This is a genomic window from Kosakonia sp. AG348, assembly GCF_003337365.1.
Lineage (GTDB): Bacteria > Pseudomonadota > Gammaproteobacteria > Enterobacterales > Enterobacteriaceae > Kosakonia.
Genome location: NZ_QPJR01000007.1, coordinates 1 through 12,263, shown reverse-complemented (window position 1 = coordinate 12,263; position 12,263 = coordinate 1). Strand labels below are relative to the sequence as shown.

Below are 12,263 nucleotides of genomic sequence, written 5' to 3'. Positions count from 1 at the left end.
ATCTAAGGATGTGTTATGAAAAAAGGTTTAGTGATGTTCACCCTGCTGGCTGCGTTTACCGGCGCGGCGCATGCCGATGATGCGGCTATCAAACAGTCGCTGGCAAAACTGGGTGTACAAAGTGGTGAAGTGCTGCCCGCACCTGTTGCCGGAATGAAAGCCGTATTGACCAACAGCGGCGTGCTGTATGTAACCGAAGATGGCAAACATATCATCCAGGGCCCGATGTACGATGTCAGCGGCGCGCAGCCAGTGAACGTCACCACGAAGATGCTGTTACCACATCTGAACGCGCTGGAAAAAGAGATGATTGTCTACAAAGCGCCACAGGAAAAACATGTCATCACCGTGTTCACCGATATCACGTGTGGCTACTGCCAGAAACTGCATAGCGAAATGGCAGACTACAACGCGCTCGGCATCACCGTGCGTTACCTTGCCTTCCCGCGTCAGGGTGTGCCGAGCGAAGTTGAAAACCAAATGAAGGCTATCTGGTGTGCAAAAGATCCTAAAAAAGCCTTCGATAATGCGATGGAAGGTAAAGAGGTGAAACCCGCCAGCTGTGATATCGACATCGCCAACCATTACGCGCTGGGCGTGCAGTTTGGCGTCAACGGCACGCCAGCCATCGTGCTGAATGACGGCTACCTCGTTCCGGGGTATCAGGCTCCGGCGGAAATGAAAGCCTTCCTCGATCAACATCAAAAAGCGACCGGCGGTAAATAATTCGCGTGAAAGCTCAGATACAACTTCGCCGCCGTGAGGTGGATGACGCAGCAGAACTGGCCGCAGACTTGCCGCCGCTGCTGCGTCGCTTATACGCCAGCCGCGGTGTGCGCACGGCCAGTGAACTGGAACGCAGTGTTAAAGGCATGCTGCCGTGGCAACAACTTACCGGTATCGATGATGCAGTGGCGCAGCTTTATAACGCCTTGCGTGAAGGGCTGCGCATTATTGTGGTGGGCGATTTCGATGCGGATGGCGCAACCAGCACCGCCCTTAGCGTGCTGGCATTGCGTGCGCTCGGTTGCGAAAACGTCAGTTACTTGGTGCCGAACCGTTTTGACGACGGGTATGGGCTGAGCCCGGAAGTGGTTGATCAAGCGCATGCGCGCGGTGCGCAGCTTATTCTGACGGTGGATAACGGCATCTCCTCACATGCCGGCGTGGCGCGGGCGCATGAACTCGGCATTCCGGTGGTAGTGACCGATCACCATCTGCCGGGTGACACGCTGCCGGATGCCGAAGCGATTGTTAACCCGAATCTGCGCGACTGTGATTTTCCGTCGAAGTCGCTGGCCGGGGTTGGCGTCGCGTTCTATCTGATGCTGGCGCTGCGCGCCTTTTTGCGTGACAACGGCTGGTTTGAGGCGCGCGGCCTGGCGATGCCAAATCTGGCGGAACTGCTTGATTTGGTTGCGCTGGGAACGGTGGCGGACGTGGTGCCGCTGGATGCCAATAACCGCATTCTGACCTGGCAAGGGCTGAGTCGTATTCGCGCCGGACGCTGCCGTCCGGGCATTAAGGCGCTGCTGGAAATTGCCAACCGCGACGCGCAAAAGCTGGCGGCAAGCGATCTCGGTTTTGCGCTCGGGCCGCGTCTTAACGCGGCGGGCAGGCTGGATGATATGTCGGTAGGGGTTGCGCTGTTACTGTGCGATAACCTTGGCGAAGCGCGCCAGTTAGCCAGCGATCTTGACGCGTTGAACCAGACGCGCAAAGAGATTGAGCAGGGGATGCAGGCAGAAGCGCTGACGCTGTGCGAGCAGCTAGAACGCAGCGGTGAAACGTTGCCCGGCGGCTTAGCGATGTACCATCCCGAGTGGCATCAGGGAGTGGTCGGCATTCTCGCTTCGCGCATTAAAGAGCGCTTTCACCGCCCGGTGATCGCCTTTGCGCCAGCCGGAGACGGGGTGCTGAAAGGCTCGGGGCGTTCGATTCAGGGGCTGCATATGCGTGATGCGCTGGAGCGTCTGGATATGCTGTTTCCTGGCATGATGCTCAAATTCGGCGGTCACGCAATGGCGGCCGGTTTGACGCTGGAAGAAAACCGTTTTGAAGAGTTCCGCCAGCGCTTTGGCGAGCTGGTGACCGAATGGCTGGATCCGGCGTTATTACAAGGTGAGATTGTCTCTGACGGCCCGCTGTCGGCGCAGGAGATGACGCTGGAAGTCGCGGAGATGCTGCGGGAAGCTGGCCCCTGGGGGCAAATGTTCCCGGAACCGCTGTTTGACGGTGAGTTTCGCCTCCTGCAGCAGCGGCTGGTGGGTGAGCGTCATCTCAAGGTGATGCTGGAGCCGGTTGGCGGCGGTCCGCTGCTTGATGGTATCGCTTTTAACGTCGATACCTCCTGCTGGCCGGACAACGGTGTGCGACAGGTAAATATTGCTTATAAACTGGATGTGAACGAGTTTCGCGGCAATCGTAGCGTACAGCTGATCATCGAGAATCTCTGGCCACTTTAGCGCCAGTATTCGCTATAAAACAGGGCGGGAATCCGGTAAACTTCCGCCCTTATCACCGCATTTTGACTAGTCCATTAAAAGAAATCAGACCATGTTTGAAATTAACCCGGTAAAAAATCGTATTCAGGACCTTACGGAGCGCTCCGACGTTCTTAGGGGGTATCTTTGACTATGACGCCAAGAAAGAGCGTCTGGAAGAAGTAAACGCCGAGCTGGAACAGCCGGACGTGTGGAACGAACCTGAGCGCGCACAGGCGCTGGGCAAAGAGCGTTCCTCACTCGAAGCTATCGTTGATACGCTGGATCAAATGCGTCAGGGGCTGGAAGATGTCAGCGGCCTGCTGGATCTGGCGGTTGAAGCCGAAGACGAAGAAACCTTTAACGAAGCGGTCGCCGAACTGGATGTGCTGGAAGAGAAACTGGCGCAACTGGAGTTCCGCCGCATGTTCTCTGGCGAGTACGACAGCGCCGACTGCTACCTGGATATTCAGGCCGGTTCCGGCGGCACCGAAGCGCAGGACTGGGCGAGCATGTTAATGCGCATGTACCTGCGCTGGGCGGAAGCGCGCGGCTTTAAAACCGAGATTATTGAAGAGTCCGAAGGTGAAGTTGCCGGCATTAAATCTGTCACCATTAAGATCATGGGTGATTATGCCTACGGCTGGTTGCGTACCGAAACCGGCGTTCATCGCCTGGTGCGTAAGAGCCCGTTCGATTCCGGCGGACGTCGCCACACCTCGTTTAGCTCCGCGTTTGTCTACCCGGAAGTGGATGACGATATTGATATCGAAATCAACCCGGCGGACCTGCGCATTGACGTGTATCGCGCATCCGGCGCGGGCGGTCAGCACGTAAACCGTACGGAATCCGCGGTGCGTATTACCCACATTCCAACCGGGCTGGTCACTCAGTGCCAGAACGACCGCTCCCAGCATAAGAACAAAGACCAGGCCATGAAGCAGATGAAGGCGAAGCTTTATGAACTGGAAATGCAGAAGAAAAATGCTGAGAAACAGGCGATGGAAGACACCAAGTCGGACATCGGTTGGGGCAGCCAGATCCGCTCTTATGTCCTGGATGATTCCCGCATTAAAGATCTGCGCACCGGGGTTGAAACCCGCAACACGCAGGCGGTGCTGGACGGCAGCCTGGATCAATTTATCGAAGCAAGTTTGAAAGCAGGGTTATGAGGAACCAACATGTCTGAACAACAAGCACAAGGCGCTGACGCGGCAGTCGATCTTAATAATGAACTGAAAACTCGCCGCGAGAAGCTGGCGCAACTGCGTGAGCAGGGCGTGGCGTTCCCGAACGATTTCCGTCGCGATCAGACCTCTGACAAGCTGCATGCGGAATTCGATACCAAAGAGAACGAAGAGCTGGAAGCGCTGGGCATTGAAGTCGCCGTTGCGGGCCGTATGATGACCCGCCGCATCATGGGTAAAGCCTCTTTCGTAACCTTGCAGGACATGGGGGGCCGCATTCAGCTGTATGTCTCTCGTGACGATCTGGCGGAAGGTGTCTACAACGAGCAGTTCAAAAAATGGGATCTCGGCGATATCCTCGGCGCGCGCGGCAAGCTGTTCAAGACCAAGACCGGTGAACTCTCTATCCATTGCACCGAGCTGCGCCTGCTGACTAAAGCGCTGCGTCCGTTGCCGGACAAATTCCACGGTTTGCAGGATCAGGAAGCGCGCTATCGTCAGCGTTACCTGGATCTCATTTCGAATGATGAATCCCGCAACACTTTCAAAGTGCGCTCGCAGATCCTGGCCGGTATCCGCCAGTTCATGGTAGGCCGCGACTTTATGGAAGTGGAAACGCCGATGATGCAGGTGATCCCGGGCGGTGCGTCTGCGCGTCCGTTTGTCACCCACCATAACGCGCTGGATCTCGACATGTACCTGCGTATCGCGCCGGAACTGTACCTTAAACGTCTGGTGGTTGGCGGTTTCGAGCGCGTGTTCGAAATCAACCGTAACTTCCGTAACGAAGGTATCTCCGTTCGCCATAACCCTGAGTTCACCATGATGGAACTCTATATGGCGTACGCGGATTATAAAGATCTGATCGAGCTGACCGAATCTCTGTTCCGTACGCTTGCGCAGAACATCCTCGGCAAAACCGAAGTGCCGTACGGCGACGAAGTGTTTGATTTCGGCAAGCCGTTCGAAAAACTGACCATGCGCGAAGCGATCAAGAAATACCGTCCGGAAACCAACATGGCGGATCTGGATAATTTCGACAGCGCGAAAGCAATTGCTGACAGCATCGGTATCAAGGTTGAGAAGAGCTGGGGGCTGGGCCGTATCGTCACGGAGATCTTCGAAGAAGTGGCCGAAGCGCACTTGATCCAGCCGACCTTCATTACCGAATACCCGGCGGAAGTTTCGCCGCTGGCGCGTCGTAACGATCAGAACCCGGAAATCACCGACCGCTTTGAGTTCTTCATTGGCGGACGTGAAATCGGTAACGGCTTTAGCGAGCTGAACGACGCGGAAGATCAGGCGCAGCGCTTCCAGGATCAGGTCGATGCGAAAGCAGCGGGCGACGACGAAGCAATGTTCTTCGACGAAGACTACGTGACCGCGCTGGAACACGGCTTACCGCCGACTGCCGGTCTGGGGATCGGTATCGACCGAATGGTGATGCTGTTCACCAACAGCCATACCATTCGCGATGTGATCCTGTTCCCGGCGATGCGTCCGGTGAAATAATCGCTCAGCGATAAAAAAAGCCCCGGCGTTTGTCGCGTCGGGGCTTTTTTATTGCGCTAATTCTGCGGCAAATTTTCGTAACTGCTTTTCCGCGCTTGTGGCTTCCGCCGCCATCCACGGGCTGAAAGCCCAGGGCGCAGCATTGAGCGCGTGCAGCAACGCATCCAGTTTAACCCACTGATATTCCATCACTTCATCACTGTTTATTTTAAGCGGCGATACGATCTCTGCGGCAAAGACCGGGCAGATCTCATTTTCGACAATGCCTGAAGGATCGGTTTCCCGGTAGCGAAAACCCGGTGCGATAGTGGTGATAGCGGCGATTTCGGCTCCCACTTCGTAGCGGCAGCGGCGGACAATCGCCTGCTCAATGGTTTCACCCATTTGCGGATGGCCGCAAACGGAGTTGGTCCAGACGCCGGGCCAGGCTTTTTTACTCATGGCGCGGCGGGTAACCAGACATTCGCCTGTCGGGCGAAAAAGCCAGGAGGAGAAAGCCAGATGCAGCGGTGTATGTGAGGTATGCGCGGCATATTTCTCCTTTGTGCCGAGTACCTCTCCCTGGTCGTTAACTAAAATAACGTGCTCTTGTATAACCATAACGACTCCCGAACATAACAACGCCGGGTGGCGCTATGCCTGACTTACCGGGAGAACGCGATCTCACGGACCAGCCAGGCACAGCGCCACCGGGCAAACGCTAGTATATCCGAGGCTCAGGCAAAAAGAGTGGCCCAGAGAGCGGAAAAGGGCATCACCAGTACCAGACCGGGAAGCATGTTCGCCACCGGAAAGGGCTTGATATTACAGATTCGCAGCCCCGTCGCCACCATGATTAAACCACCCGCGCAGGAGAAGTCGCCCATCATATCCGGGGTGATCATATGCAGGATAAAGACTGCGAGCGTAGCCAGCGCTACCTGGACGATGATCAGCGGAATACCGATAGTCATCACCGAGAAGCCGAGCATGGTGGCAAAAATCGCCGCCGTGAACAGATCCAGCACCGTCTTGATATACAAAATCGAGGGATCGCCGGTCATGCCTTCATGCATCGCACCGAAAATCCCCGTGCCGCTGGCGCAAAATAGCACCAGAATGGCGACGAACTTCTCGGTGAATTCATCATGGGTAAGACCCTGAACCGGCGGGAAAATACGGTTGATTAAACCACGCGTGGTGCCGGCCGCTTTGCCGATCTGTTTTTCGAGGAAAAACGCTTCGCCGATCACCGCGCCGATCACCATCGCCAGCACCACGGCGGGCATAAATTTCACTTTAATAACGAGATTGATACCCAGACCAACAGAGCACAAACCAAATGTCAGCGGCAGCGCCACTTTCACGCGTTCGGGAATGCGCGTACCAACCAGTGAACCGAGCAGACCACCAACAATGACGGCGGCGCCGTTCACATAAGGACCGATTAACATAATGTTTCCTGCACGTTACGCGTGATGAGCGAGGTTTCCCTCGCCCCAGCGCGGGAGATTTTTCACATCAATACCAAACAGATCCAGCGCACGGCTGACGCTGTGGGTAATGATCTCATCAGTGGATTGCGGACGCTGGTAGAGCGCCGGGACCGGCGGGAAAATAATCCCGCCCATTTCCGTCACTGCCTGCATATTGCGAATATGTCCGAGATGAAGCGGCGTTTCGCGCGCCAGCAGCACCAGACGGCGGCGCTCTTTGAGCACCACGTCGGCGGCGCGGGTGAGCAGGTTATCCGTCAGGCAGTTGGCGATAGATCCCAGCGTTCGCATGGAGCAGGGCGCAACCAGCATGCCCATGGTTTTATACGATCCGCTGGAAATGGCAGCCCCAAGATTGCCGACAGGATGCACCACATCCGCAAGCGCCATCACCTCATCTAGCTGATAATCCGTCTCCAGCGCACAGGTTTTTTCCGCCCCTTTCGAGACAACCAAATGGACTTCCAGCGGCTGCCCGCGCAAAAGCTCAAGTGCTTTCACGCCATACTGAAAACCGGAAGCGCCGCTGATGCCAACAATGATGCGTTGCAATATGGTCACACCGGCCCCCTTATTCGAAATCTGGCAGGAAGCGTTTCACATCCACCGCTTTGAATTTCGAGCGTTCAAAGTGGCTTTTCAGATGGAACGGCACCGTACAGTCAAAAATGGTTTTGCAGGACATGCCCTGCTGCAAAATGCTCGGGCTGTATTCCGGCACCTGCGATGGATCGAGCGGGTGACAACGTACGCCGGGAATGGTGACGGTATCGACATCGCCCTGATAACGGGTTTGCATTGCCCATAGCACATCGTCGCTGTCGAAAATGTCGACATCTTCATCAACCAGAATCACGTGTTTCAGTTCCGGGAACGCGGAGAATGCAAGCAGCGCGGCCTGGCGTTGACGGCCTTCATCCGCAGGCGAGAATTTTTTGAATTGCATCACTGCCAGCAGCTTGCCGCCGCCCGCTGAGTGCGCGAAGACGTTAAGCAGTTTACCCGGCATGGCGCGCCCCACCATATCAAGAATGCTGGCTTCTGTCGGAATACCCGCCATGTTGACGTGTTCTTCGCCCGGCCCAACCGTGGTACGCCAGATCGGGTTATAGCGATGGGTTACCGCTTTCACCTTGATAACCGGCAGGGCTTCTTTGGCTTCGCCGGTGTAGCCAGGAAACTCAGGCATCGCTTTGCCGGTATCGGTGTTCTGATCTTCACGCAGACGCACGTGCGGCAGCAGTTCGCCTTCAATAACGATTTCCGCATGGGCAATGGCGCGTTCGTTGATGGTTTTACACTGCACCATTTCCACGGCGTGCCCGCGTAGCGCACCGGCAACGCTCAGTTCGTCATAACCCAGCGGTGTGGTCGGCGGCTCAAAACAGGCGGCAATTTCAATTGCCGGATCGACACCGATACTGATGGAGATCGGCAGCGGTTTCCCCGCTGCTTCCGCTTTCATGCGAAATGCGTCGATATGGCGACCCGGCGTTAGCCACATCGACAATTCATCGCGGCTCTGCACGCACAGGCGGTGAATGGTGATATCGGATTCACGCGTTTCTGGATCAGAGGCGTAACACAGACCCATGGTAATGTAGGGGCCAGCATCTTCTTCGGTGTTCGTTGGTGCAGGTAGCAATTTGCGTAGATCGAAATTCGCATCACTTGCCAGATGCACCACTTCCTGGCACACCGCGTGGTCTTGGGTCAGCACTGGCGGAATCGGGTTTTGTACCGAGTCTTTCAGCAAGTGACCAAGTTTTTCCGGCGCGCAGTTAAGGAAGTGGCTGACGCGTTTGCGGGAACCGTTGAGGCCGATGGCGACGCTGATATCCTGAAAACCTTTTACCTTGTTGAACACCATCACCGGGCCGTTTTTCCGCGTCGGGCGCTGGCAGGTTCCGCCTGCGCCAACATAACGATAAACCCCGGAGAGTTCCGCGTGTGGATCCACTTCGGTGTCGGTTTCCACATATTCGCCGGGCAATGTTTTGAGTAATTCAAGAGCAGAACGTAAATCGCAAACGCCGCTGGCATTATTATTTTTGCTATTTGACATGGTCTTTTCCATTTTCAGATGGGAATTTACTGATTGCCGTTACCTTATTTTTCCTGTGGTGATTAAACAAATACCGTTTTCCTGAGGCAGACCAGATCAAAAAAGTACTCTTTATAAGAATGTTAAATTCAGGTTGATAAATGACATAAAATGTCGTGCTTTTCCTTTTTTACGCCAGGTGTGATACTGAGCGCTCAGGTATAGCGGAGAAAAGCGGTATGGATTTGAAAAGATTGCGTTATTTTTGCCGTGTGGTAGAGCAGGGCTCCGTAAGCCAGGCGGCGAAAGTGCTGAATATGGCGCAGCCGCCGCTCAGTAAACGGATCCAGGAACTGGAGGAAGAGTTACAGGTTTCCTTATTTTCGCGTCAGGGAAACAGAATTGAACCCACCGAAGCCGGTTATTTTCTTTATCGTAAAGCCTGTGAAATATTACGTCAGGTTGAAGATACGGCACGGGAAACTGTAGCAATTGCCAATAAAGAAAAATTCCAGCTAAGACTCGGCTTAACCCATCTTTTTCAATGCTATTTTAAACCGTTATTACTGGAGCTTTATAAGCGCCACCCCGATGCTGAAATTAATATATCCGTTACCGATTCCAGCCACTTAGAAACCATGCTTAATGAAGGCACGATCGATCTGGCGATGATCCAGCGGCCTTATCGCAGCGAAGGCTTCGATTACGTGTCTTTTGATCCGGTGCGGCTGGTGGCGGTGATCAGTAAGCAGTGCCTGGCGCAAGCCCCTGTGAGCCCGTTTGATTATCAGGCGCTGGCGGCGTTCCCGCTGGTGCTGCTGCACCGGGCAAAAGACGCCGGCACTTACGAGATGCTGATCGATCTGTTTCGTAAAGCGGGTGGTAACCCGAAGGTGATTATGCACATCACCCAGCCGGGGGTGATTCTGGAGTGGCTGGAGTCTGGCCTTGCCGCGGCAACGCTGCTGCCGTCATCGGAAGTCGACGCCCGTAAACTCAGTCATTGCCATGTTGTGGATGTGTTTCCCTCACCGCAGGTATTTTATCCGGCGCTGGTGAAGATGCCCTCCACACCTTTTTTGCCGGAGATAATGGAAATTATCGCGCAGGGTTACCCGATTCCGCGCAACTCCGTTTGAAGGGTTTAGCAACCGGCGAGTGGCTGGTATGATATGTCGCCATTTATTCTATTCGAGGATCTGTTTTGCGCGCAGGATGCCTGACGAAAAGCCCGTTTCGTATTGTCATTTGCCTGGCAATCAGTTTGCTGCTGGCGAGCTGCGCCGGTAGTAACTCTACTTATTCCGGCTCCGTTTATACGGTGAAGCGGGGCGATACCCTGTACCGCATATCCCGTATTACCGGCACCAGCGTAAAAGATCTTGCCAGCATGAACGGTATTTCACCGCCGTATACCATTGAAGTGGGGCAGCGATTGAAAGTGAATGGCGCGTCGAAAACCACCTCATCCTCGACAAAATCCGGTACTAAAACCGCGAAAGTGGTGCCTTCCTCGCAGGTTCCGCTCTCGTCGTGGCCGCCGGTAGGGCAACGCTGCTGGCGCTGGCCGACAACCGGAAAAGTCATCATGACCTATTCCACCTCTGATGGCGGGAACAAAGGCATTGATATCGCTGGTACACGCGGTCAACCGGTTTATGCCTCTGGCGCCGGGAAAGTGGTCTATGTCGGCAATCAGCTGCGCGGCTACGGTAACCTGATCATGATTAAGCACAGCGAAGAGTACATTACCGCTTACGCGCACAACGATACGCTGCTGGTCAATAACGGGCAGAGTGTGAAAGCGGGGCAGAAGATCGCCACCATGGGCAGCAGTGACGCGGATTCCGTGCGCCTGCACTTCCAGCTGCGCTATAAGGCGACAGCTATCGATCCGCTGCGTTATTTACCGCCTCAGGGCAGCCCGCCGAAATGCTGATGAGTAAAGCTAACAGGCGGTCGCCCGGCCTGTTAGCTCGAATAGTTGTCTGGAATTAATTGTTTTGCGTATCCTGGCCGCCGAAGATATTTGCGCGGCTGGTTGAGGACTTACCGTTGCTGTAGCTAGTATCCTGGCCATCGAAAATGTTGGCCCGGCTGCTGGAATGGCTACCGTCGCTGTAATCGGTGTCCTGGCCGCCAAAGATATTCGCTCTGCTGCTGGATGATTTACCGTCACTGGACGTTGTATCTTGCCCACCAAAGATATTGGCTCGGCTGGTTGTGGTTCTTCCGTCGCTGTACCTGGTATCCTGCCCGCCGAAAATATTGGCCTGGCTGCTGGATGTTGTGCCATCGTCATAGCGGCAATCCTGGCCGCCAAAAATGTTCGATTGGCAACTATCCGCCAGTGCAGTATTCAACGAGCCCGCAAAAATAATAAATCCCAAAACCAACGGCTTAGCGTTCATAGCGATTCTCTGAAAATGAGTGGGAACAACGGGAGCTATGCTATGCCTGAAAGCGTAACGCGGGAGGTTATGTTGTCCTAATTTTCGCAACAAAATGACGGCGCTATACCAGAAAAGATTAACTGCTTAAAACTCCAGCGGTTACCCGCAAACTCGCCTTGCTCTCACGCGCTAAGAGGTTATAATGCCTGTCGCATCTCAATGCGGGCGTAGTTCAATGGTAGAACGAGAGCTTCCCAAGCTCTATACGAGGGTTCGATTCCCTTCGCCCGCTCCAGAATTCCCTTCTTTCTTATAAAACACCGCCGAAATTGGTTTATATGTGTTTAGTTTCAGAAACTTACTATGCGAAGGTTGTTTTTGATCGTTCTGACATTCAACGACGAACCACCAACGGGTATTCGGCGTGTATTGTCTTAATAAAAAGAAAGGGAAAGGCTGGATCTCTCCAGCCTTTGGCGGTCATCTTACTTTCTTGAAGATGAGCAAGATCAAAGGAACGCAGACAGCGAAACCTATAAGAGAGGCTAATGCCGAATCAACGTGATTTTGTGATAACTCCATAACAAACCAGGTCAACTGAGAGGGCGTAAAATCCCATCCCTGGCTTACTGTTTCTGAAAAGTTCACTGCGAATACAAGATCGAAGTAAAGCACGATAACGAAATACGCAACGCAGATGAGCGCGATACTCGTCCACCTAATCCAGTACTTCTTATTCATTATCGTACCGTTTTAAAGATAATTAAGATCAGCGGGACACAGATCGCAAAGCCAAAGAAGGCGACACTAAAAACGCCATCAGTGGCTTGCATGAGCGAGTCTATTGATGCTTTGTACTCTTTTAATGGGATTGGGCCAGAAAAACGCATACTTTCACTCTCACTGAATGCACTGTAAGCGAATGTTGATGCTATCAATGTAATAAAGTAGCAAAGTGATACTATGCTAATTCCACCCCATCGGAGGATGGTTTTAACTCTATTCTTCATTGTCATAAGATCCCCTTAATACACCGCCTACAGTACCGCCGGAATAGGGAGATAATGAATCTCCTGAATCGCCACGGATAATCTAGACACTTCCGAGCCGTTGATAATACTGGTTTTCATATTCTGTCGGTGACATCTGTTCGCTAGAACCATGCCGAC

The 12,263-nt window shown here is 53.9% G+C and carries 11 protein-coding genes and 1 tRNA gene; 7 read left to right on the top strand and 5 right to left on the bottom strand.

Features of this window, described 5'->3' with window-relative positions; translation table 11 throughout:
- Nucleotides 1–15: 15 nt before the first annotated feature.
- From dsbC to lysS, 4 genes are all read left to right on the top strand, one after another.
- Entirely contained in the window at nucleotides 16–726 is a 711-nt protein-coding gene (dsbC, locus tag DFO56_RS16820) for a bifunctional protein-disulfide isomerase/oxidoreductase DsbC (RefSeq protein WP_020455131.1), read from the top strand.
- Between the two features lie 5 nt (nucleotides 727–731).
- Nucleotides 732–2,465 carry a single-stranded-DNA-specific exonuclease RecJ gene (gene recJ / locus DFO56_RS16815; RefSeq protein WP_045512778.1) on the top strand — a complete coding sequence of 578 codons (1,734 nt, stop codon included), beginning with the start codon at nucleotides 732–734 and terminating at the stop codon, nucleotides 2,463–2,465.
- A 91-nt stretch (nucleotides 2,466–2,556) separates the two neighbouring features.
- Nucleotides 2,557–3,655, top strand: a protein-coding gene (gene prfB, locus DFO56_RS16810; RefSeq protein WP_097406127.1) for a peptide chain release factor 2 whose coding sequence is annotated in 2 segments (ribosomal slippage) — nucleotides 2,557–2,631 and nucleotides 2,633–3,655 — 1,098 coding nt in all. Because the reading frame shifts where the segments join, the coding sequence is not laid out codon by codon here.
- Between the two features lie 9 nt (nucleotides 3,656–3,664).
- Nucleotides 3,665–5,182, top strand: coding sequence for a lysine--tRNA ligase (gene lysS / locus DFO56_RS16805; protein ID WP_045512775.1), 1,518 nt, complete (start codon nucleotides 3,665–3,667; stop codon nucleotides 5,180–5,182).
- Between the two features lie 48 nt (nucleotides 5,183–5,230).
- Here the strand turns inward: lysS and idi are convergent, their stop codons facing one another.
- From idi to DFO56_RS16785, 4 genes are all read right to left on the bottom strand, one after another.
- Nucleotides 5,231–5,782, bottom strand: coding sequence for an isopentenyl-diphosphate Delta-isomerase (gene idi, locus DFO56_RS16800; RefSeq protein WP_045512772.1), 552 nt, complete (start codon nucleotides 5,780–5,782; stop codon nucleotides 5,231–5,233).
- Between the two features lie 116 nt (nucleotides 5,783–5,898).
- Nucleotides 5,899–6,615, bottom strand: coding sequence for a DUF554 domain-containing protein (locus DFO56_RS16795; protein ID WP_020455126.1), 717 nt, complete (start codon nucleotides 6,613–6,615; stop codon nucleotides 5,899–5,901).
- 15 nt (nucleotides 6,616–6,630) lie between these two features.
- Entirely contained in the window at nucleotides 6,631–7,212 is a 582-nt protein-coding gene (locus tag DFO56_RS16790; protein ID WP_045512895.1) for a UbiX family flavin prenyltransferase, read from the bottom strand.
- Nucleotides 7,213–7,228: 16 nt separating this feature from the next.
- Complete coding sequence (locus DFO56_RS16785) at nucleotides 7,229–8,722, bottom strand: UbiD family decarboxylase (RefSeq protein ID WP_045512769.1); 1,494 nt, start codon at nucleotides 8,720–8,722, stop codon at nucleotides 7,229–7,231.
- Between the two features lie 218 nt (nucleotides 8,723–8,940).
- Here DFO56_RS16785 and DFO56_RS16780 point away from each other — a divergent pair, with 218 nt between their 5' ends.
- Both DFO56_RS16780 and actS read left to right on the top strand, forming a co-directional pair.
- Nucleotides 8,941–9,840, top strand: coding sequence for a LysR family transcriptional regulator (locus tag DFO56_RS16780; RefSeq protein WP_045512765.1), 900 nt, complete (start codon nucleotides 8,941–8,943; stop codon nucleotides 9,838–9,840).
- Nucleotides 9,841–9,905: 65 nt separating this feature from the next.
- Nucleotides 9,906–10,640, top strand: a complete 735-nt coding sequence (gene actS / locus DFO56_RS16775; protein ID WP_045512762.1) for an amidase activator ActS — start codon at nucleotides 9,906–9,908, stop codon at nucleotides 10,638–10,640.
- A gap of 55 nt (nucleotides 10,641–10,695) precedes the next feature.
- Here actS and DFO56_RS16770 read toward each other — a convergent pair whose 3' ends face one another.
- Nucleotides 10,696–11,112 carry a hypothetical protein gene (locus tag DFO56_RS16770; protein WP_020455121.1) on the bottom strand — a complete coding sequence of 139 codons (417 nt, stop codon included), beginning with the start codon at nucleotides 11,110–11,112 and terminating at the stop codon, nucleotides 10,696–10,698.
- Nucleotides 11,113–11,315: 203 nt separating this feature from the next.
- Here DFO56_RS16770 and DFO56_RS16765 point away from each other — a divergent pair.
- Nucleotides 11,316–11,389 (top strand) — tRNA-Gly (locus DFO56_RS16765).
- The last annotated feature ends 874 nt before the right edge of the window (nucleotides 11,390–12,263 follow it).

Bases quoted from the DNA above. Each gene is read 5' to 3' on its own strand.
- dsbC (WP_020455131.1), top strand. From the start codon at position 16: ATGAAAAAAGGTTTAGTGATGTTCACCCTGCTGGCTGCGTTTACCGGC.
- lysS (WP_045512775.1), top strand. From the start codon at position 3,665: ATGTCTGAACAACAAGCACAAGGCGCTGACGCGGCAGTCGATCTTAAT.
- idi (WP_045512772.1), bottom strand. From the start codon at position 5,782: ATGGTTATACAAGAGCACGTTATTTTAGTTAACGACCAGGGAGAGGTA.
- DFO56_RS16795 (WP_020455126.1), bottom strand. From the start codon at position 6,615: ATGTTAATCGGTCCTTATGTGAACGGCGCCGCCGTCATTGTTGGTGGT.
- DFO56_RS16785 (WP_045512769.1), bottom strand. From the start codon at position 8,722: ATGTCAAATAGCAAAAATAATAATGCCAGCGGCGTTTGCGATTTACGT.
- DFO56_RS16780 (WP_045512765.1), top strand. From the start codon at position 8,941: ATGGATTTGAAAAGATTGCGTTATTTTTGCCGTGTGGTAGAGCAGGGC.
- DFO56_RS16770 (WP_020455121.1), bottom strand. From the start codon at position 11,112: ATGAACGCTAAGCCGTTGGTTTTGGGATTTATTATTTTTGCGGGCTCG.